19 protein-coding genes and 1 riboswitch are annotated in these 18,641 nt (G+C 66.6%); of the genes, 6 read left to right on the top strand and 13 right to left on the bottom strand.

The annotated features are described in order from the left end of the window. Positions 1 to 57 precede the first annotated feature (57 nt). The 3 genes from MKI84_RS12635 (at position 58) to MKI84_RS12625 (ending at position 3,294) form a co-directional block, all read left to right on the top strand. Positions 58 to 846 carry an ABC transporter permease gene (locus tag MKI84_RS12635; RefSeq protein ID WP_342593634.1) on the top strand — a complete coding sequence of 263 codons (789 nt, stop codon included), beginning with the start codon at positions 58 to 60 and terminating at the stop codon, positions 844 to 846. Between the two features lie 60 nt (positions 847 to 906). Beyond that, complete coding sequence (locus MKI84_RS12630; protein WP_241619923.1) at positions 907 to 2,097, top strand: winged helix-turn-helix domain-containing protein; 1,191 nt, start codon at positions 907 to 909, stop codon at positions 2,095 to 2,097. A 47-nt stretch (positions 2,098 to 2,144) separates the two neighbouring features. After that, positions 2,145 to 2,263, top strand: a riboswitch (TPP riboswitch). A gap of 83 nt (positions 2,264 to 2,346) precedes the next feature. Continuing rightward, positions 2,347 to 3,294, top strand: a complete 948-nt coding sequence (locus MKI84_RS12625; RefSeq protein WP_241619922.1) for an ABC transporter substrate-binding protein — start codon at positions 2,347 to 2,349, stop codon at positions 3,292 to 3,294. Positions 3,295 to 3,365: 71 nt separating this feature from the next. Here the strand turns inward: MKI84_RS12625 and MKI84_RS12620 are convergent, their stop codons facing one another. The 6 genes from MKI84_RS12620 to phnC form a co-directional block, all read right to left on the bottom strand. After that, entirely contained in the window at positions 3,366 to 5,108 is a 1,743-nt protein-coding gene (locus MKI84_RS12620; protein WP_241619921.1) for an ABC transporter ATP-binding protein/permease, read from the bottom strand. Positions 5,109 to 5,280: 172 nt separating this feature from the next. Then, entirely contained in the window at positions 5,281 to 5,493 is a 213-nt protein-coding gene (locus MKI84_RS12615) for a hypothetical protein (RefSeq protein ID WP_241619920.1), read from the bottom strand. A 145-nt stretch (positions 5,494 to 5,638) separates the two neighbouring features. Next, positions 5,639 to 5,875 carry a hypothetical protein gene (locus MKI84_RS12610; RefSeq protein ID WP_241619919.1) on the bottom strand — a complete coding sequence of 79 codons (237 nt, stop codon included), beginning with the start codon at positions 5,873 to 5,875 and terminating at the stop codon, positions 5,639 to 5,641. A 129-nt stretch (positions 5,876 to 6,004) separates the two neighbouring features. Continuing rightward, positions 6,005 to 6,832, bottom strand: a complete 828-nt coding sequence (gene phnE, locus MKI84_RS12605; protein ID WP_241619918.1) for a phosphonate ABC transporter, permease protein PhnE — start codon at positions 6,830 to 6,832, stop codon at positions 6,005 to 6,007. Between the two features lie 182 nt (positions 6,833 to 7,014). Then, the gene (gene phnD, locus MKI84_RS12600) at positions 7,015 to 8,016 is read right to left on the bottom strand and encodes a phosphonate ABC transporter substrate-binding protein (protein ID WP_241619917.1); all 1,002 of its coding nucleotides are present in this window, start codon (positions 8,014 to 8,016) and stop codon (positions 7,015 to 7,017) included. Between the two features lie 14 nt (positions 8,017 to 8,030). Next, complete coding sequence (gene phnC / locus MKI84_RS12595) at positions 8,031 to 8,891, bottom strand: phosphonate ABC transporter ATP-binding protein (protein WP_241619916.1); 861 nt, start codon at positions 8,889 to 8,891, stop codon at positions 8,031 to 8,033. A gap of 335 nt (positions 8,892 to 9,226) precedes the next feature. Between phnC and MKI84_RS12590 the strand changes: the two genes are divergently transcribed. Further along, entirely contained in the window at positions 9,227 to 9,691 is a 465-nt protein-coding gene (locus MKI84_RS12590; RefSeq protein WP_241619914.1) for a DUF6790 family protein, read from the top strand. A 48-nt stretch (positions 9,692 to 9,739) separates the two neighbouring features. Here the strand turns inward: MKI84_RS12590 and MKI84_RS12585 are convergent, their stop codons facing one another. Together MKI84_RS12585 and MKI84_RS12580 are read right to left on the bottom strand one after the other, a co-directional pair. Then, the gene (locus tag MKI84_RS12585) at positions 9,740 to 10,111 is read right to left on the bottom strand and encodes a nuclear transport factor 2 family protein (protein ID WP_241619912.1); all 372 of its coding nucleotides are present in this window, start codon (positions 10,109 to 10,111) and stop codon (positions 9,740 to 9,742) included. Positions 10,112 to 10,243: 132 nt separating this feature from the next. Further along, on the bottom strand, positions 10,244 to 11,902 hold the full coding sequence (locus tag MKI84_RS12580) for an electron transfer flavoprotein-ubiquinone oxidoreductase (RefSeq protein ID WP_241619910.1): 1,659 nt from the start codon (positions 11,900 to 11,902) through the stop codon (positions 10,244 to 10,246). Between the two features lie 106 nt (positions 11,903 to 12,008). Here MKI84_RS12580 and MKI84_RS12575 point away from each other — a divergent pair, with 106 nt between their 5' ends. Then, on the top strand, positions 12,009 to 12,881 hold the full coding sequence (locus MKI84_RS12575; protein WP_241619908.1) for a uracil-DNA glycosylase: 873 nt from the start codon (positions 12,009 to 12,011) through the stop codon (positions 12,879 to 12,881). Here MKI84_RS12575 and MKI84_RS12570 read toward each other — a convergent pair. Then, the gene (locus MKI84_RS12570) at positions 12,878 to 13,531 is read right to left on the bottom strand and encodes a ribonuclease HII (protein ID WP_241619906.1); all 654 of its coding nucleotides are present in this window, start codon (positions 13,529 to 13,531) and stop codon (positions 12,878 to 12,880) included. The genes MKI84_RS12575 and MKI84_RS12570 overlap by 4 nt on opposite strands. A 142-nt stretch (positions 13,532 to 13,673) precedes the next feature. On the opposite strand from MKI84_RS12570, the gene MKI84_RS12565 reads away from it, so the two are divergent. Then, positions 13,674 to 14,297, top strand: a complete 624-nt coding sequence (locus tag MKI84_RS12565) for a MarC family protein (protein ID WP_241619905.1) — start codon at positions 13,674 to 13,676, stop codon at positions 14,295 to 14,297. Positions 14,298 to 14,304: 7 nt separating this feature from the next. Here MKI84_RS12565 and MKI84_RS12560 read toward each other — a convergent pair whose 3' ends face one another. The 4 genes from MKI84_RS12560 to MKI84_RS12545 all read right to left on the bottom strand — a co-directional run bounded on the left by MKI84_RS12560 (position 14,305) and on the right by MKI84_RS12545 (position 18,416). Beyond that, positions 14,305 to 15,186, bottom strand: a complete 882-nt coding sequence (locus tag MKI84_RS12560; protein WP_241619904.1) for a dienelactone hydrolase family protein — start codon at positions 15,184 to 15,186, stop codon at positions 14,305 to 14,307. A 467-nt stretch (positions 15,187 to 15,653) separates the two neighbouring features. Then, on the bottom strand, positions 15,654 to 17,294 hold the full coding sequence (gene groL, locus MKI84_RS12555) for a chaperonin GroEL (protein WP_241619902.1): 1,641 nt from the start codon (positions 17,292 to 17,294) through the stop codon (positions 15,654 to 15,656). A 74-nt stretch (positions 17,295 to 17,368) separates the two neighbouring features. Continuing rightward, positions 17,369 to 17,665, bottom strand: a complete 297-nt coding sequence (gene groES / locus MKI84_RS12550; RefSeq protein WP_013165451.1) for a co-chaperone GroES — start codon at positions 17,663 to 17,665, stop codon at positions 17,369 to 17,371. 265 nt (positions 17,666 to 17,930) lie between these two features. Further along, complete coding sequence (locus tag MKI84_RS12545) at positions 17,931 to 18,416, bottom strand: phasin (RefSeq protein WP_241619900.1); 486 nt, start codon at positions 18,414 to 18,416, stop codon at positions 17,931 to 17,933. Positions 18,417 to 18,641: the final 225 nt, after the last annotated feature.

Raw genomic sequence — 18,641 nt, 5'->3', positions numbered from 1 at the left:
GTCGCCCCGCATCCGGGCCATCGCTATAAGAACACAGCAGGCACCGGGAACTAAGACATGAAAGCGACGCGCAGTGAGGCGCATGAGCGACCGCTGGCCGCCCTCGTCCGGGCGCTCGCCGTCTGTCTCGCGCTGCTTGGGCTGTGGGAGGCGCTGGTCCGGCTTCTGGTTATCCCGGCCTATATCCTGCCCGGCCCGCTGCGCATCGCCATGGCAATGTGGAACAATGCCGGGGTGCTGGCTCACAATGCCGGAATCACGCTCGGCGAGATGCTGCTCGGCCTGCTCAGTGGCAGCACGCTCGGTATCGCCTGCGCCCTGCTGATGGCGGGCTCAAGCACGGCGCGGCGCGCGCTGCGCCCGGTGCTGCTGGTGGCGCAAGCCTTGCCGGTCTTCGCCATCGCCCCGCTTCTGGTGATCTGGTTCGGCTTTGGCCTCGCCTCCAAGATCGTGATGGCGAGCCTCATCATCTTTTTCCCCGTTGCCTCGGCATTTCATGACGGGCTCGCGCGCACCGATCAGGGGCTGATCGACATTGCCCGGCTGCACGGCGCCGGCCCGTTCGCCCTGCTGCGGCACATCCGCATGCCGGCCGCTTTGCCGGCGCTGGCTTCGGGGTTGCGCGTCGCCACCGCCGCAGCGCCGATCGGCGCGATCGTCGGCGAATGGGTCGGCGCCTCGGCGGGGCTCGGCTATCTCATGCTTTATTCCAACGCGCGGATGCAGACCGACATGGTGTTCGCCGCGCTCGCCATCCTGCTTGTGGTGGCGCTCGGCCTGTTCGCGCTGGTCGACCGCGCACTCACCCGCGCCCTGCCCTGGGCGCCAGAGACGCTGGCGCGGTAAAGCCACTGGCACGGGCCGGAGGCCACTTGGAACGAAACAGGAACTTTGCCAAGATGGGTCATGCCGATTCACCTCTCCAATGAAGACGCCCGCCGCATCTTTCTCGCCCGGCAGGGCCTGTCCGCCCCGCCGGGCCGCGCGCTTTCCAAGGCGGGGCTGCTGGAGCTGATCCACCAGATCGGCTTCGTGCAGGTTGACAGCATCGCGACCGTGGAGCGGGCCCATCACCACATCCTGTTCGCCCGGGCGCAAAGCTACCGGCGCGAGCAGCTGACGAGGCTGCTCGAAAAGGACCGCGCCCTGTTCGAGCATTGGACCCACGATGCCGCGATCATCCCCAGTGCCTTCTTCCGCTACTGGAAGCACCGCTTCGCCCGTGCCCGTAGCAGTCTGGCGGAACGCTGGCGCAGCTGGCACGAGAACGGCTTCGAAGCTTACGTCGACCACGTCCATGAGCGCATCACCTGCGAAGGCCCGCTGATGGCGCGGCACTTCGAGGCCGAGAAGCGCCCGCCCGGCGGCTGGTGGAACTGGCACCCGGAGAAGACCGCGCTGGAATATCTCTGGCGCACCGGCGCGCTCTCCATTGCCGGGCGTGAGGGTTTCCAGAAGGTCTATGACCTGACCGAGCGCGTCATCCCCGCCGCCGACCGCGAAGGCGAGGTGCCGGAAGACGCCTTCATCGACTGGGCCTGCACCAGCGCGCTGGAGCGTCTGGGCTTCGCCACCCATGGCGAGATCGCCGCGTTCTGGGACCTGGTGTCGCCCGACGAGGCCCGCGCCTGGGTCGCCGCCAACGCGGAACGGCTGGAGCCGGTGATGATCGGCTGCGAGGACGGACGCAACCGCGCCAGCCACGCGCTGGCCGGCAGCCGCGCGGTCTTCGACGCCCTGCCCGCTCCGCCGGCCCGACTGCGGGTGCTCTCGCCGTTCGACCCGCTGCTGCGCGACCGCGCGCGGGCGCAGCGCCTGTTCGGCTTCGACTACCGCATCGAGGTGTTCGTACCCGCCCACAAGCGGGTCTATGGCTATTACGTGTTCCCGATCCTCGAAGGCGATCGCATGATTGGCCGCATCGACATGAAGGCGGACCGCAAGGCCGGCGTGCTGGAGGTTAAGCGCCTGTGGCTGGAGCCGGGGGTGCGCGCCTCCGCCGGCCGCCTCGCCCGCCTCGACGCCGAACTCACGCGCCTTGCCCGTTTCACCGGCGTGGAAGGCGTGCGCTATATGGAGGGCTGGCGCGGCGCGTGAATGCCCGCCCCGCCCATTTGCCGTGGCATACCGAGCCTGCTAACCTTTGCCCGTCCGAGGGGTGTCCCGCGATTCAGTGATGGATCAAGGGGCTGAGATGGCAGCCGCCAGACCCTTTGAACCTGATCCGGGTCATGCCGGCGAAGGGACGGAGCCAAGGCGGGGCCGCTCAGGGGTTCGATCGAACCGGGTCGCCGCCGGAAGATCCCCCAAGCTCATGTGCCGGGTCTCCATTCTGGGAGGAGATCCATGTTGAAGAACACACTTGCCGGCGCCGCCCTGGCCTGCGCGCTCGCCCTCACCGCCGTTCCCGCCCATGCCGCCGAAAAGCTGACCGTGCTGCTGGACTGGTATGTGAACCCCGACCACGCCCCGCTCATCATCGCCAAGGAGAAGGGGCTGTTCGAGCAGCACGGTCTGGATGTGACGCTGGTGCCGCCGGCAGATCCCTCCGCTCCGCCGCGCCTTGTCGCCGCCGGACAGGCCGAGATCGCGGTCAGCTACCAGCCGAGCCTCTACCAGTCGGTCGCCGAGGGGCTGCCGCTGGTCCGGTTCGGCACGCTGGTCTCGACCCCGCTCACCGCGCTCGTCGCGCTCAAGGACGGGCCGGTGAAGTCGATCGCCGACCTCAAGGGCAAGACGGTCGGCTATTCGGTCGCCGGTTTCGAGGACGCACTGCTCGGCACCATGCTGACCGACGCCGGGCTGAAGCCTTCCGATGTCACCATGATCAACGTGAACTTCGCCCTGACCCCGGCCCTGATGGCCGGCAAGGTGGATGCGGTGATCGGCGCCTATCGCAATTTCGAGCTCACCCAGATCAAGCTGGAAGGCAAGGAAGGCGTCGCCTTCTTCCCGGAAGAGCATGGCGTGCCGGTGTTCGACGAACTCATCTATGTCGCCCACAAGGACAAGCTGGCCGATCCGCGGCTCAAGAAGTTCCTCGCCGCCGTCGAGGACGCGACGATCTACATCCTCAACCACCCGGACGAGGCGTGGAAGCTGTTCGTGAAGGCCAATCCCAAGCTCGATGACGAACTGAACCGCACCGCCTGGACCGACACGCTGCGCCGCTTCGCCCACGCCCCGGCGGCGCTGGACAGCGAGCGCTACGCCCGCTTTGCCACCTTCATGCAGCAGCACAAGCTGATCGAGAAGGTCGAGCCCGTCTCGACCTACGCCCCGGTCCTCCCCTAGGCGCCTTCGGGCCTGACGACGTCATGGCCGGGCGCGTCCCGGCCATCCACGCCTTTGCATCGTCGCCGCGTTCACGCCGCGACGCCGGCGATGTCCATCAGCCGTGCCGGTCCGTCCGCTGCGCGCTCCAGCCGTATATGGCGCTGGTGCAGATCCAGCAGGGTCGAGCGGTGGCCGATGGAGAGAAGCGCGGTGGACGGCAGGCGCTCGGCGATCAGCCGGTACAACGCATCTTCGCCCGGCTCGTCCAGCGCCGACGTCGCCTCGTCCAGCAGCAGCACATCCGGCTTGATAAGCAGCGCGCGTGCCACCGCGAAGCGCTGCTGTTCGCCACCCGACAGGATGGACGACCACAGCCCGCGCTCATCGAGGCGCCCGGCAAAGGCGTCAAGCCCCACCGCCTGCAGCACCTCGCGCAGGGCGTCGTCGGAATGGTCCACGGTCGCATCGGGATAGGCCAGCGCCCCGCGCAACGACCCGACCGGCAGATAAGGCCGCTGCGGCAGGGTGAGGATGCGGGCGCCCGGCGCCAGCGTGAGTTCGCCATGACCATATGGCCAGATGCCGGCCATGGCGCGCAGCAGCGTGCTCTTGCCCGAGCCCGACGGCCCGGTCAGCAGCACCCGCTCACCGCGCCCGATGCGCATGCGATCGGCCGTCACCAGCACCCGCCCGTCGGGCAGGCGCACCTCGAAGCTGTCGAGCCCCAGAATCGCGCCATCGCCCGCCGCCTCCCGGTGGAAGCCTATCGCACGCGCCTCGGCCTGCGTGACCGCGACCGAGTTCTCGAAGCCCACCAGCCGGTCCACCACCGCCTTCCACTCCGCCAGCGAGGAATAGGCGGTGATGAAGAACGAGAACGAACCCTGCACCTGCCCGAAGGCCGAGGAGGTCTGCATGAGCTGGCCAAGCGTGATCGTTCCGGCGAAATAGGCCGGGGCTACCACGATGAAGGGGAAGACATTGGAAATCTGGCCATAGCCGGCGGTGAACCAGGTCAGCCGCTTCTGGGCAATCATGATGCCCCAGAAATTGTGCACCACATGGGAGAACCGGGAGAGCAGCCGCGCCCGCTCGGTCGCCTCGCCATCCATCAGCGCGATCTGTTCGCCATGCTCGCGCACGCGCACCAGATCGACGCGGTAATCCGCCTCGAAGCGCTGCTGGTTATAGTTCAGCCCGACCAGCACCCGGCCGATGAGATGGGTGAGCCAGGTGCCGACCGCGGCATAGGCGAAGGCCGCCCAGACCAGATAGCCCGGCACCCGCCATTCCCCGCCGAACAGGCTGAAGCTGAAATCACCCGAGAGCCCCCACAGGATCACCGCGAAGGAGGTCAGCGTCATCACCGCGTTGAGCAGCCCCATGAACAGGCTGAGCGTCTGCGCGATATAGGCCTGCACGTCCTCGGCGATACGCTGGTCGGGGTTGTCGGCGGTGTCGCCCTTCAGTCGCATAAGGTAATGCGTCTTGTCCGCCAGCCACCCGGAAAGATAGCGCTCCGTCATCCATGTGCGCCAGCGTATCTCCAGCCACTGCCGCAGGTAGAGCTGATAGACCGCCACGACGATCGCTCCCGCCGCATAGAGCATGAACAGCCAAAGCTGATGGGTGAAGGCGGCGAAATCCTTCTCCTGGATCGCGTTGTAGAACGCATTATTCCATTCGTTGATGAGGACGATGGCATAGACCCAGGCGACTTCCAGCCCGATCACCGCCGCGAGCAGCGCGCCACCGCGCCATTTATCCTCGCCACGGAAATAGGGCGAGGACAGACGCCAGAAATCGGCGAGAAGAGAGAGAAAACCACGCAAGCGGAGCACTCCGGCGGCAAGGATGCGCAAAGAAAAGACGGCGCGCACGCGACACGCCGTCTATCAGTCATCGAAAACGATGCGGGCGGGAGAATGACGATCAAATTAATAATCGGAAAGCTTTGGCCGAATATTTAAAAGACGCGGCCGGCTTCCACTGGCAAAGCGTCCCTCAGGAGCGCGTCTCGCCTGCCGTGGCGATGAGTGCGGCACCGCCGGCATCGCTCGTCGTCGGCTCGACCAGCCAACGCCCGGACGCCGCCCCGGCCACATGGACCGGCTGCGCGCTGGGTTCGCTTCGCCGGTCGGCATAAGCGCCGGCCGCCGCGAGGATCGCGATCGATGAGAGCGCGAGAAAAAGTTTGGCGAGCACGATCTTGTGCATGGTCTCTCTCCATCCCCGCAAGGTCGACCGCCTGGTCAGACCGTGACGAGAGGAGATTACATCATGCGCGGACGCCATTCATGATACGAGAACGCATCGAAATAATTGCGTTCGTGCAATTTTGAAACACCGAGCTTCTGTGACCTCAGCTCTTCGGCTTGGCCGTGCTGGCGGCCGGCGCCTTTTCCGGCGCGGCCTTCTGGGTGTGGAACACCCGCCCCCAGGGCTGACGGGACTCGTGCAACGTCTGCCAGAACGCTTTGCGGTCATCCTTGCTGCGGCCGCCGGCCGAGGCCGCCGTCATCCCTCCGAGGCCGAAAGAGGCAATCAGAGCGACCGCGATAACGGTACGGGACGCAACGGGGCGATGGTGATGAGACATGATGAATGTTTCCCTGAACAGCCGCCCGGAATGAAGGGCGGCTTTCAGAGTCAGCTATGTCGTCAACGATTGAATCGTTACCGATGCGCGCGCATCCCTGCCCCGCATGTCGTGCATGCGCCGCGCGGCTCAGATGAAGCGTTTGCGGACTTTCTGGCTGACCATGTCCAGCAGCGAGACCGTAAGCACCACGATGATCAGGATCGCGGCGGCCTGCGAATAGAGAAAGCCGCGCATGGTCTCGTTGAAGGTCATGCCGATGCCGCCGCCGCCGACGATGCCGAGCACGGTGGCCGAGCGGACATTGGATTCGAAGCGGTACAGCGCGTAGGAAATCCACAGCGGCATTACCTGGGGGAGCACGCCGTAGATGATTTCCTGCAGCCAGGTGCCGCCCGTGCCGCGAATGCCCTCGACCGGCGCGGGGTCGATCGCCTCCACCGCCTCGGAGAACAGCTTGGCGACCACGCCGGTGGTGTGGATGAACAGCGCCAGCACGCCGGCGAACGGGCCGAGGCCGACGGCGGCAATAAAGATCAGCGCGAACACCAGCTCGTTGATGGCGCGGCAGGCATCCATGACCCGGCGGATCGGGAACGCCACCCAATGCGGCACCACGTTTTCCGCGGAGAGGATGCCGAAGGGGATGCCGACGATCACCGCCAGCACCGTACCCCAGATCGCGATCGCCAGCGTCTCCAGCATCGCGTCGAAATAGACATCCCAGTCGGTGAAGTCGGGGCGCAGGAAGTCGGCGCCGAGCGTCGCCATGTTGCCCGCATCGCGCACCAGCTGCGCCGGGTTCATCTCAGCCTCGTACCAGGCCGCGACCAGCACCGCGATGACGATGGCGCCCAGCGCGAGGCGCGTCAGCCGGGTGACGAGCGGCGTGACCGGCGGTGCGGGCATCGTGGCGAGATCGGCGGCGGTGCGGCGGGCGGCGTGGGAGACGGACATGCGAGGGTTGTTCCTTGGATCGTCATCCGGGGGATCGTCATCCCGCCGCGGCGGCGCCGGGGAGCCGGGATCGTGCTCCCGTCGGGTCGTGAAGGACATGACATCATCCCGGAGCGGCCATGAGGCCCTCCGGGATGACACAGGGTTTCTGAGGGCGGCGAGCCGGCAGGCCCGCCGGCGCCTCACATGGCGGGCAGCTTCTTCTGCTGCGCGTCGAGGTCGGCGAGCTGGGCGTCGATCTTCTTCAGCTCGGCGGCCTTCTCGTCGGCGGAGAGCTTGTCGTTCTTCTCGGCCTTGATGCGGGACTTGAACAGTTCAAGCTGGCGGATCGGGATCAGCTGCGCGTCGGAGGAGGCGAGGAACGGACCCCAGCCGTCCGAGGTCTTGGCGAGCACGGCGCGGGCATGCTCGATTTCTTCCGGCGTGCCGTTGCGGCCATAGGTCATGAAGAAGGTGTAGATCTTGGCCTTGAGGTCGGCCGGCAGATCCTTGCGCCACACGATCGGGTCGCCGGCGATCATCGGCGAGCGCCACACTTCCTTGATCTTCGCCGCTTCCGCCGGGCGGGTCTGCTCAAGGCGGGTCATGTTCTCGGTGTTGTTGGTCGCGAAATCGACCTGCTTGTTGGCGACCGCGAGCAGGTTGCCTTCATGGTTCGAGGTCACGACTCGCTTGTAGCACTTCGTCGGGTCCACGTTGTTCATGGCGAACACGTAGTAGCTCGGCACCAAATTGCCCGAGGTCGAGTTCGGGTCGCCATTGCCGAAATTGTAGCCCTTGGTGCAGTCCAGCACGTCCTTCAGATTATTGATGTCGTTACGGTCGGCATTGGTAACGATAAGCGAGTAATAGCCCGAGGAACCGTCCGGCTTGGCGGTCTTGACGAACACTTCGCCGTTGGAGCGGTCCACCGCCTCCATGGCCGACTTGTTGCCGAACCACGCCACATCGACCTTCTTGAAGCGCATGCCTTCGATCACGCCGGCATAGTCGCCGACGAAGAACGGCTTCACCGGGACGCCGATCGCCTTTTCCATGTCCTTGAGCAGGGGCTCGAAGCTCTTGGCAAGGTTGGCCGAGGATTCGGTGGAGATGAAGCCGAAGTTCAGCTCCTTGATTTCCTGCGCCGCCAACGGGGCGGTGAGGCCGGCGAGCACGAGGCCGGCCGCGAGAATGCGCTTCATGGGGGTCGCTCCTGTCAGGATACGGTCTGGGTGACGGGGGTCTCGGCCGGCACGGAGGCGCCGACGGCAAACTGGCTGGGCAGGATCAGCTCCTCGGCGCTGGCGCCGTAGAGCTCGGTCAGGAACGCGGCGTTGATCTGCGAGGCCGGCCCGTCGAACACGACGCGCCCGGCATCCATCGCGATCACGCGGTCGAAATAGGCGGTCGCGTAGTCGACCTGATGCAGCGAGACCACCAGCGCGATGCCGTGGTCGCGGCTCATGGTCACCAGCGTGTCCATCACGCGCTTGGCCGATTTCGGGTCGAGCGAGGCGATGGGCTCGTCGGCCAGCACCAGCTTGGCGCCCTGCACCAGCGCGCGGGCGATGGCGACGCGCTGCTGCTGGCCGCCGGAAAGCTCGCGGGCGCGCTTGGCGGCATGGGCCTGGATGCCGACCTCGGCGAGCGCGGCATAGGCGGTGCGCCGTTCATCGGCATTGAACAGGCCCAGCGTGCCGCGAAACGCGTTCATCCGCCCCAGCGCCCCGACCAGCACGTTGGTCAGCACCGTCAGCCGGCCGGAGAGCGCGAATTGCTGGAACACGAGGCCGATATGGCGGCGGGCGCGGCGCACCTCGCGCGACAGCCGGCCGCCCTGCTGCACGCTCACTCCGAAGGAGCGCACCATGCCGGTGCCCGGCGCGCCCTTGTCGGCCAGCACGAGGCCGGAGGCGATGCGGATCAAGGTCGATTTGCCGGAGCCCGACGCCCCGATCAGCGCGACACGTTCACCGTCATTGATGGTGAGCGTGACGTTGTCCACGGCGCGGAGCTGAGAACCGGCAGTGACGCCGTAGGTCTTGCTCACGCGGTCGAGTTGCAGCGCAGCCGCCATAAGTGCTCCTCGTCGGCCCCATCGTTGGAGAGGGGGTTAACGATGGCAGGTGATGGCGGGATGAAGGTTTGATTACGTTTCGATGACGCGGTGCCGGAACGCCGCCCGCAGCCGTCTGCGCGGTCCGGACGCGCACATGACGCCGCCGCCGGCCCGCGCGCTCTATAAACGTTTTATGTCAAAGGGATAAGCACCCCATCAGGTACGGGGGACCTCGCCACGAGCACCGGGTTGTTGTTTTCAGAGCACAAAACGCGGTTCCGGCGTTTCCTCCCGAGGCCATGATGCTCTAGGCTGGTGTACGGACACCGCCTTGTCCGCCGGAGTTCTGTCACATGGTCTATTACGCCGTCATCGCCCTTACGATGGTCATCCTTCCCGTGCTCTCGATCGCATCGGAACTGGTGAGCAACGGTACGCTTGCCGGCCTGCTCGGCATCTTCACCAAATGGTTCGTGTTCTGGGCCGTGGGCGTGCGGCTGGTGCTGGCGGGCGTGTCGCAGATCCTGCGGCCGGGCTATACGCTCAAGCATATTCTCGGCGTCGACGAGCCACGCGCCTATGTCATCGCGCAGGAACTCGGCTTCGCCAATCTCGCCATCGGCGCGGCGGGGCTGATTTCGCTGCTGCTGCCCGGCTGGTCCCTTCCGCTGGCCTTCATCGGCGGCGTGTTCCTCGGCCTCGCCGGCTACAACCACATGCGCCGCCCCGCGCGCAACATGCGCGAGAACGTGGCGATGGCCAGCGACCTGTTTGCCGCCGCCATCCTCGCCGCCGCCTTCGTGCTCAGCCTGTTCTGACACGCCGCCGGACGGAGACGATCCTCTCCCGGACGATCGTCTCCCGCCTCATTCCGTCACGGGCGGCGGATCGATGAAGACGTGAAGTTCCGTGATCAGGCCGTCCGCGACCCGTGCGACGTCGCTGCCCGTGACGATGACCTGCCCGGGAGGGCCGCCCCGCCAGCGCGCGAGCGCGAGGCCATGATGCTCCAGAGGCGTTGCGACCGGCTCGAAGCGAAACCCCTCCGGTAATTGCCCGAGCAGCGCGCCGACCGTCTCGGAAATCGCCTCGTGGCCGGTCACCTCACGATCGGGCTCATACAGCACCGCGTCGGGATGATAGAGCCGGCTCAGCGCGGCCAGCCGGCGCGCGGGGTCTCGTTCATTCCAGACCTCGTCGAGGTTGGTTTCGAGCAGGCCTGCCGCGTCCGTACCCATCATGCGCTCCTCCGAGCCATTCGCCACCCGGATGAAGCCGCTCGTCGCGGTTCCCGTCCGATGGCTGTGCTTGTCGGGGGATGCTAGCCCGGCGGGCGAGCCATGCCCAGCCGCGCGCTGTCGGTTTCGACCTCACATATTGGGGTAGTTCGGCCCGCCGCCACCTTCGGGGGCGACCCAGGTGATGTTGCCGTTCGGGTCCTTGATGTCGCAGGTCTTGCAGTGCACGCAGTTCTGCGCGTTGATCACGAAGACCTCATCGCCGCCCTTCTCAACCCACTCATAGACGCCGGCCGGGCAGTAGCGCGCCGATGGCCCGGCATAGATATCGTGCTCGGACGCCTTCTGGAGCGCCATGTCGGCGACCTTCAGGTGCACCGGCTGGTCTTCCTCATGGTTGGTGTTCGACAGGAACACCGAGGACAGCTTGTCGAAGGACACGACGCCGTCAGGCTTGGGGTAGTCGATCTTCTTCGACGCCGCCGCCGGCTTCAGGCTGGCGGAATCCGGTTTGCCGTGCCCGAGCGTGCCGAAGAGCGAGACGCCAAACAGGGTATTGGTCCACATATCGAGCCCGCCAAGCGCGATGCCGGCATAGGTGCCGAGCTTCGACCATAGCGGCTTGACGTTGCGCACCTTCCACAGGTCGCGGCCGATGTCGGAGGCGCGCCAGCCGGCCTCGTAGCCTTCCAGCACATCACGCTGCCGGCCGGCGGAAAGAGCCGCGGCGGCCTGCTCGGCCGCCTGGATGCCGGAGAGCACGGCGTTATGGCTGCCCTTGATGCGCGGCACATTGATGAAGCCGGCGGCGCAGCCGAGCAGCGCCCCGCCCGGAAATGCCAGCTTCGGCACCGACTGGAAGCCGCCTTCGGTGATCGCCCGCGCGCCATAGGCGAGGCGCTTGCCGCCCTCGAAGGTGGAGCGCACCAGCGGATGCGTCTTGAAGCGCTGGAACTCCTCGAACGGCGCCAGCCACGGATTCGAATAGTTGAGGTGGACCACGAAGCCCACCACCACCTGCCCGTCCTCCAGATGATAAAGGAACGAGCCGCCGCCCGTGGCATTGCCGAGCGGCCAGCCGAAGGAATGCTGCACGAGGCCGGGCTGGTGCTTCTCCGGCGCCACCTTCCACAGTTCCTTGAGCCCGATGCCGTATTTCTGCGGCTCGCGGCCCGCGTCGAGCGAGAAGCGGGCGATGAGCTGCTTGGAGAGCTGGCCGCGCGCGCCTTCGGCGAACAGCGTGTACTTGCCGCGCAGTTCCATGCCGCGCGTGTAGCGGTCGGTCGGCTCGCCGTCGCGGCCGATCCCCATGTCGCCCGTGGCGACGCCTGCCACCGCGCCGTCCTCGTACAGGACTTCGTTGGCGGCGAAACCGGGATATATCTCGACGCCGAGTTCCTCCGCCTTGCTGGCGAGCCAGCGCGCGACATTGCCGAGCGAGCCGATATAGGCGCCGTGATTGCTCATCAGCGGCGGCATCAGCGCGTTCGGCAGGCGCAGCCCGCCGGCCGGGCCCAGCAGGTAGAACCGATCGTCCGTCACCGGGGTCTTCAGCGGCGCGTCCGCGTCGTCCCGCCAGTCCGGGAACAGCCGGTCGAGGCCGATGGGATCGATCACCGCGCCGGAAAGGATATGCGCGCCGACCTCCGAGCCCTTCTCGACCACGACCACCGACAGCGCCTCGTCGAGTTGCTTCAGCCGGATCGCCGCCGCCAAGCCCGCCGGGCCCGCACCGACGATGACGACGTCGTAGTCCATCGCCTCGCGCTCGGGCAGTTCGGCCGCACTCATTCCATCCTCCGGGCATGCACAGATCAGGGGGCATTGCGCTGATTGGACTTCTTCCACGCTTGGGCCGGCCTGACAATCAGCTGTTGGATCGAATAGAATGACCGGCATGAGCCTTGCCCCCACCGAACGCGACATCCTTTCCGACATTCTCGCCTTCCACGTCGAAGCGGGCGTCGATGCCGCGCTTGGCGAGGTACCGGTCGACCGCTTCGCCGAGAGCGCGGCGGAGCAGGCCGCCCGCGCCGCGCCGCGCCCCGCGCTCCAGTCCGCAACGGCTACGGCCCCCGCTGAGCCGAGATCTGCCCCGGCCGCGCGCGCGGTGCCCGCCGCTCCCCGGCCATCGGCCCCTCCCGCTGCGCCGGAGCTTGCCCCGCCGGACCTCGCCGCCACCGAGGCACGCGAAGCCGCCGCCGCCGCCCCGACGCTGGAGGCGCTGCGCGAGTTGCTGGAGCGTTTCGAAGGCTGCCCGCTCAAGCACACCGCAACCCGGCTGGTCTTCGCCGACGGTAACCCGCAGGCGCGGCTGATGCTGGTCGGCGAGGCGCCGGGGCGCGACGAGGATATCGAGGGCAAGCCGTTCGTCGGCCGCTCGGGAAAGCTGCTGGACCGCATGCTGGCCGCGATCGGCTTTGACCGCTCCTCGGCCTATATCGCCAATGTCGTGCCGTGGCGCCCGCCGGGCAACCGCACGCCGACCCCACAGGAAACCGCGATCTGCCTGCCCTTCATCCGCCGGCAGATCGAGCTGGCGAACCCGGATGTGCTCGTGTGCCTCGGCGGCCCTTCGGCCCAGACCTTGCTCGGAATCAAGGACGGCATCACCAAGGCGCGCGGGCGCTGGATGGAGTATGATACCGGCACGCGGACCATTCCCGCGCTTGCCACCTTCCACCCGGCCTATCTGCTGCGCACCCCGCTCGGCAAGCGCATGGTCTGGCGCGATTTCCTCGCCGTCGAGGCACGGCTGAAGCCGGACTAGACGGCGTCCACCGTCCGCGCCAGCCGCGCCCGGATCGGGGCGAAGGAGACGCGGTGGTGAATACACGCGCCCAGCGCTTCCAGCGCGGCGGCGTGCTCGGCGGTGCCGTAGCCCATATGCCGTTCGAAGCCATAGCCCGGATGCTGCCGGCCGAGTTCGCCCATCAGCCGGTCGCGCGTCACCTTGGCGACGATCGAGGCGGCCGCGATCGAGGCGACCAGCCCGTCGCCGCCGATGATCGCCCGCGCCGCGCAGGCGACGGGCGGCACGTCGCGCCCGTCCACCAGCAGCAGGCGCGGCGCGCGCGGCAGCCCGGCGCAGGCCCGCGCCAGCGCCCAGAGCGTTGCCTGCCGGATATCGGTTGCGTCGATGCGGGCCGGCGGCGCGAAGGCGAGCGAAACCTCGGCGCTGGCGCAGATGATCTCGAACAGCGCCTCGCGCCGGGAAGCGCTCAGCTTCTTGGAATCGTCGAGCCCTTCGGGCACCCGCTCGGGATCGAGGATCACCGCGGCCGCCACCACCGGCCCCGCCCAGGGCCCGCGCCCCACCTCGTCGGCTCCCGCGACCGGCATCTCCCCGGCGGCCAGGGCCGTGCGCTCGGTGGCGAAATCGGGCCATCTACGCGGCGCCTTCACGCTGGGTGCCCGCATGCCGCTCTCCCTGGTTCCCGTCGGCGGCCCCGAATCCGCCCGCATCCACGCCCACCCCATAGCACGGCACGCAATGTGTTGGGCCAGCGCGCGCAGATGGCCTAAGACGAAGGTAAGGCGACGACAACAGGCAGATCAGGCAATGAATTGGTCGGAACGTATTCAGGAATTCGTGACGCTGTGGGTGGTGATCGACCCGCTCGGTACGCTACCGGTGTTTTTCGCCGCCACCGCGATGCTGGACGCTGCGGGGCGCAAGCGCGCGGCGCTGCTGTCGGTGTTCATCTCCTTCGGCGTTCTGGTGTTCTTCGCCCTTGCCGGCCACTGGCTGCTGCGGGCGATGGACGTCTCGATCGAGTCGTTCCAGATCGCGGGCGGCATCGTGCTGTTCCTGTTCGCGCTGACGATGATCAGCGGCTCGGGTCACGGCAATCCCGACCCGCAGGTCGAGACCAACCCGCTGGACGTCGCGATCTACCCGCTCGCCATCCCGTCCATCGCCAGCCCCGGCGCCATGCTGGCGGCCGTGGTGCTGACCGACAATGCCCGGCACAATTTCCCGGACCGGCTGATGACCATCGCCACCATGGCGATCGTATTGGGGATCACGCTGGTCATCCTGCTGGCCGCGGGCCGCATCTCGCGCATCATCGGGCGCGGCGGCGGCTCGATCATCAGCCGCGTCATGGGCATGATCCTCGCCGCGCTCGCGGTCGATCTCATCCTCAGCGCCTCGGCCAAATGGCTGAACCTGCCGCCGATCTGAGCGGCGTTCAGATTTCCACCGGCGGCGGCGCGCCCAGATGTTTGGCGAGAAACGCCCCGGTCCGGCTCCAGGCGAGTTCCGCCGCCTTGGGATCATAGCGCGCGGGATTGGTGTCGTTGTTGAACGCGTGATTGGCGCCGTCATAAATATGGACGGTGTAGTCCTTGCCGGCCGCCTTCAGCGCCGCCTCATAGGCCGCGATGCCTTCATTGATGCGGGCATCGAGCCCGGCATATTGCAGCAGCAGCGCGGCCTTGATGTCCGGCACCCGGTCGAGCGGGGGCTGCGCGCCGTAATAGGCGACGCCAGCCTTGAGGTCGGGGCTCGCCTCGGCCAGCAGGTTCACCATGCCCCCGCCCCAGCAGAAGCCGACCGCGCCGACATTGCCGGTTGAAGCGGTGTGGGCGGAAAGGAAGCGCACCGCGTCCACCGCGCGCGCCACGGTGGTCGGCCGGTCGAGCGCGGCGATCATCTCGCGCGCCTTGTCTTCGTCCGCCGGCGTGCCGCCATCGGGCGAGAGCAGGTCGACGCCGAAGGCAAGATAGCCTTCGAGCGCGAGGCGGCGGGTGACGTCCTTGATGTGCGGATTGAGCCCGCGGTTCTCATGGATCACCAGCACGGCCGGCCGCTTCGCGTCGACGCGGCGGGCGCGGGCCAGAGTGCCGGTCACCGGCGTGCCGGCGGAGAGATATTGCTCGGTGGAGATGTCGAGGCGCGCGTCGTTCTCCGGCACGATCGCGGCGCGGGCATAGTCGTTCTGGAGCAGTGGGAGCATCGCGGCGGCGGCGGCGAGGCTACCGGCCAGCGAGGCGAGCCGGTCCATGAACTCCCGCCGGCTGATCTGGCCATGGGTGAAACGGTCGTAGAGATCGATGATGCGCTGGTCCATCTGCACGCCTCCCTGTTCGCACGAGCCTGAACCCTAAACACGGCGCACGCACATCAGAATTAGGGGAGCGGTATGGAGGGGCCGATAGTGGTGGCGAGACGACCGTCGCCTCCGCCAGCCGCCTCGCGGCCGGGCCCTCTCGCAGGCGTCATCCCAAACGGTGGAACGACCGATCCGGAATCGTGGACATCGGGGACGTGATCCCGACCCTCAGCTGTGCTCGGCCGGGATGGCGGAGTGAGAATTGATCGCCCAAACGAGAAAGGGCGCGGCTCGCGCCGCGCCCTTTCATAGATCGAAGAGGCGGATTTCGTCAGAAATCCATGCCGCCACTGAAGCCCGGCCTGCCGGGGTTCAGCACTCGGGACCGCGTGGGCGGAGTGGATCTCGTCAGAAATCCATGCCGCCACCGAAACCCGGCCTGCCGGGCTTCAGCACTCGGGACCGCGTGGGCGGAGTGGATCTCGTCAGAAATCCATGCCGCCCATGCCGCCGCCGCCCGGCATCGCCGGACCGGCGGAAGCGGGCTTCGGCAGGTCGGCGACCATGGCCTCGGTGGTGATCAGCAGGCCGGCGATCGAGGCGGCATCCTGGAGAGCGGTGCGCACGACCTTGGCCGGATCCACGATGCCGGAGGCGATCATGTCCACGAACTCTTCGGTCTGGGCGTTGAAGCCGAAGTTCTGGTCCTTCGACTCCTGCACCTTGCCGACCACGATCGAGCCTTCGACGCCCGCGTTCTCGGCGATCTGGCGGATCGGCGCCTCAAGCGCCTTCAGCACGATCTTGATGCCGGCCTGGATGTCGGGATTGGCGGAGGTCAGCTTCTCGACCGCCTTCTTGGAGCGCAGCAGCGCGATGCCGCCGCCGGGAACGATGCCTTCCTGCACCGCCGCGCGGGTGGCGTTCAGCGCGTCGTCCACGCGGTCCTTCTTCTCCTTCACCTCAACCTCGGTCGCGCCGCCGACGCGGATCACCGCGACGCCGCCCGCGAGCTTGGCCAGACGCTCCTGGAGCTTTTCGCGGTCGTAGTCCGAGGTGGTCTCCTCGATCTGCTGCTTGATCTGGCCGACGCGGCCCTCAATGTCCTTCTTCTTGCCGGCGCCATCGACGATGGTGGTCTTTTCCTTCTCGATGATCACCTTCTTGGCGCGGCCGAGCATGGCGAGCGTGACGCTCTCCAGCTTGATGCCGAGCTCTTCGGAGATGACCTGGCCACCGGTCAGGATCGCGATGTCTTCCAGCATGGCCTTGCGGCGGTCGCCGAAGCCCGGAGCCTTCACCGCCGCGACCTTCAGGCCACCGCGCAGCTTGTTGACGACGAGCGTGGCCAGAGCCTCGCCCTCGACGTCCTCGGCCACGATCACCAGCGGCTTGCCGGACTGAACGACCTGCTCGAGCACCGGCAGGATGGCCTGAAGCCCGGAGAGCTTCTTGTCGAAGATCAGCAGATAGGCGTCTTCCAGATCCACGAGCATCTTCTCGGGATTGGTGACGAAATAGGGGGAGAGATAGCCGCGGTCGAACTGCATGCCCTCGACCACTTCAAGCTCGGTCTCGGCGGTCTTGGCTTCCTCGACGGTGATGACACCCTCATTGCCGACCCGCTGCATCGCGCCGGCAATCATCTCGCCGATCGACGTATCGCCATTGGCGGAGATCGTGCCGACCTGCGCCACTTCGTCGGTCGACTTCACCTTCTTGGCGCGCTTGACGATGTCCTTGATCGCCTCGGTGGTGGCGAGGTCGATGCCGCGCTTGAGGTCCATCGGGTTCATGCCGGCGGCAACCGACTTCGCGCCTTCACGGACGATCGCCTGGGCGAGCACGGTGGCGGTGGTGGTGCCGTCGCCAGCGAGGTCATTGGTCTTCGAGGCCACTTCGCGCACCATCTGGGCGCCCATGTTCTCGAACTTGTCCTCGAGCTCGATCTCCTTGGCGACGGTGACGCCGTCCTTGGTGATGCGGGGAGCGCCGAAGCTCTTGTCGATGACGACGTTGCGGCCCTTGGGGCCGAGGGTCACCTTCACCGCATTGGCGAGGATGTCGACGCCGCGCAGCATCTTGTCGCGCGCTTCGACGGAAAATTTTACTTCCTTGGCGGCCATGAGGCTCACTCCTGAATGGGGATCGTTCAGCCCGCCGCCAGGGCGGGCCGTCGCGTCAGGCAATCAGGCCGGCGTCAGCCGACGATGCCCATGACGTCGGATTCCTTCATGATCAGCAGGTCCTGGCCGTCGATCTTGACCTCGGTGCCCGACCACTTGCCGAACAGAACCTTGTCGCCCGCCTTGACGTCGAGCGGGACCAGCTTGCCAGCCTCGTCGCGGCCACCCGGACCCACGGCGACGACTTCGCCCTGCGAGGGCTTTTCCTTGGCGCTGTCGGGGATGATGATGCCGCCAGCGGTCTTCTCTTCCGCGTCGAGGCGCTTCACCACGATACGGTCGTGCAGGGGGCGGAATTTCAGCTTGGCCATGGGTGGTTCCTCGGTCTTCCTGTCTCGCGCCGGCGCGGCGCTTCGTGAGCGGACGTCTTGGCACTCACGGATACCGAGTGCCAGCCGCTGCGGAGATAGGCAGGCCCAGAAACTGTGTCAAGGCGAAGGCAATCGGAGTTTTTGCCGGCGAAGGCGAAACTTTTCGCGGCATCCGCCATGCCGTCGACAGCGGCGCACGAAAAACCCGGCCTGCGGAACAGGCCGGGTTCTGAACTCTACGCAACGCTACGCTACAGAAAGGAGGTCAGCTGACCTTCTTGATGTTCTTCTCGACCGAGGCCTTGATCGGCTCGGCGGTCTCGGTCGCGACCTTCTGGGCGATCACGGACAGTTCCTTGGCCTGGGCCGAGAGCACGTCAAACTGCTTGCGCAGGTGGCCGGTGGAAAGCTCCACGGCCTCGGAGACGCTCTTGGTGCCGAGCAGGGCGCCGAAATAGTCGAAGGTGGCATTCATGTTGGCGCGCAGCGACTCGAGCGCGACGGCATTGTACTCGGCGACGCCCTTGGAGGCGGTCGAATAGGTGTCTTCCAGCATGTCCGTGGTTTCCTCGGCGCTCGTCTTCAGCTTCTCATAAGCCTCGCGCGCATTCTGCACGCTCTTCTCGGCGATTTCGCGCACGGCGGCGGGCACTTCGAGATTGGCCAGATCGATCTTGGGAACAGCCGCCTCGAAAGCAGTGGTGGCGGCCTTGACAGTCTTTTTGGCGGAAGGAGCAGCAGCCTCAACCATTGGAATCTTCCTCGGTGGTTCGCGATTGCATCGGAAAGCCCGCATCTGCCCTCGCGAGTGGGCAATCAGGGCACGCGACCCGGAAAGACGCGGCCAACAGCTTTTCGCCCTCGACCCTCCCGACATCGCAACAAACTAATTGTGCACTGCAATATCATATTGCAATGCACAATCAAGAAAAATCCTCAGGAAAACGCACCAGGGCGGCGATTGGTTCGCCTACGC

The sequence above is a fragment of the Ancylobacter gelatini genome (assembly GCF_022601675.1).
GTDB lineage: Bacteria > Pseudomonadota > Alphaproteobacteria > Rhizobiales > Xanthobacteraceae > Ancylobacter > Ancylobacter gelatini.
The sequence above is the reverse complement of the archived record's forward strand: the minus strand, read 5'-3'. Positions and strand labels throughout refer to the sequence as shown.

What these genes read in the sequence shown, in the direction of transcription:
- MKI84_RS12635 (WP_342593634.1), top strand. Translation starts at nt 58, where the DNA reads ATGAAAGCGACGCGCAGTGAGGCGCATGAGCGACCGCTGGCCGCCCTC.
- MKI84_RS12630 (WP_241619923.1), top strand. Translation starts at nt 907, where the DNA reads ATGCCGATTCACCTCTCCAATGAAGACGCCCGCCGCATCTTTCTCGCC.
- MKI84_RS12625 (WP_241619922.1), top strand. Translation starts at nt 2,347, where the DNA reads ATGTTGAAGAACACACTTGCCGGCGCCGCCCTGGCCTGCGCGCTCGCC.
- MKI84_RS12615 (WP_241619920.1), bottom strand. Translation starts at nt 5,493, where the DNA reads ATGCACAAGATCGTGCTCGCCAAACTTTTTCTCGCGCTCTCATCGATC.
- MKI84_RS12610 (WP_241619919.1), bottom strand. Translation starts at nt 5,875, where the DNA reads ATGTCTCATCACCATCGCCCCGTTGCGTCCCGTACCGTTATCGCGGTC.
- phnE (WP_241619918.1), bottom strand. Translation starts at nt 6,832, where the DNA reads ATGTCCGTCTCCCACGCCGCCCGCCGCACCGCCGCCGATCTCGCCACG.
- phnD (WP_241619917.1), bottom strand. Translation starts at nt 8,016, where the DNA reads ATGAAGCGCATTCTCGCGGCCGGCCTCGTGCTCGCCGGCCTCACCGCC.
- phnC (WP_241619916.1), bottom strand. Translation starts at nt 8,891, where the DNA reads ATGGCGGCTGCGCTGCAACTCGACCGCGTGAGCAAGACCTACGGCGTC.
- MKI84_RS12590 (WP_241619914.1), top strand. Translation starts at nt 9,227, where the DNA reads ATGGTCTATTACGCCGTCATCGCCCTTACGATGGTCATCCTTCCCGTG.
- MKI84_RS12585 (WP_241619912.1), bottom strand. Translation starts at nt 10,111, where the DNA reads ATGGGTACGGACGCGGCAGGCCTGCTCGAAACCAACCTCGACGAGGTC.
- MKI84_RS12580 (WP_241619910.1), bottom strand. Translation starts at nt 11,902, where the DNA reads ATGAGTGCGGCCGAACTGCCCGAGCGCGAGGCGATGGACTACGACGTC.
- MKI84_RS12575 (WP_241619908.1), top strand. Translation starts at nt 12,009, where the DNA reads ATGAGCCTTGCCCCCACCGAACGCGACATCCTTTCCGACATTCTCGCC.
- MKI84_RS12570 (WP_241619906.1), bottom strand. Translation starts at nt 13,531, where the DNA reads ATGCGGGCACCCAGCGTGAAGGCGCCGCGTAGATGGCCCGATTTCGCC.
- MKI84_RS12565 (WP_241619905.1), top strand. Translation starts at nt 13,674, where the DNA reads ATGAATTGGTCGGAACGTATTCAGGAATTCGTGACGCTGTGGGTGGTG.
- MKI84_RS12560 (WP_241619904.1), bottom strand. Translation starts at nt 15,186, where the DNA reads ATGGACCAGCGCATCATCGATCTCTACGACCGTTTCACCCATGGCCAG.
- groL (WP_241619902.1), bottom strand. Translation starts at nt 17,294, where the DNA reads ATGGCCGCCAAGGAAGTAAAATTTTCCGTCGAAGCGCGCGACAAGATG.
- groES (WP_013165451.1), bottom strand. Translation starts at nt 17,665, where the DNA reads ATGGCCAAGCTGAAATTCCGCCCCCTGCACGACCGTATCGTGGTGAAG.
- MKI84_RS12545 (WP_241619900.1), bottom strand. Translation starts at nt 18,416, where the DNA reads ATGGTTGAGGCTGCTGCTCCTTCCGCCAAAAAGACTGTCAAGGCCGCC.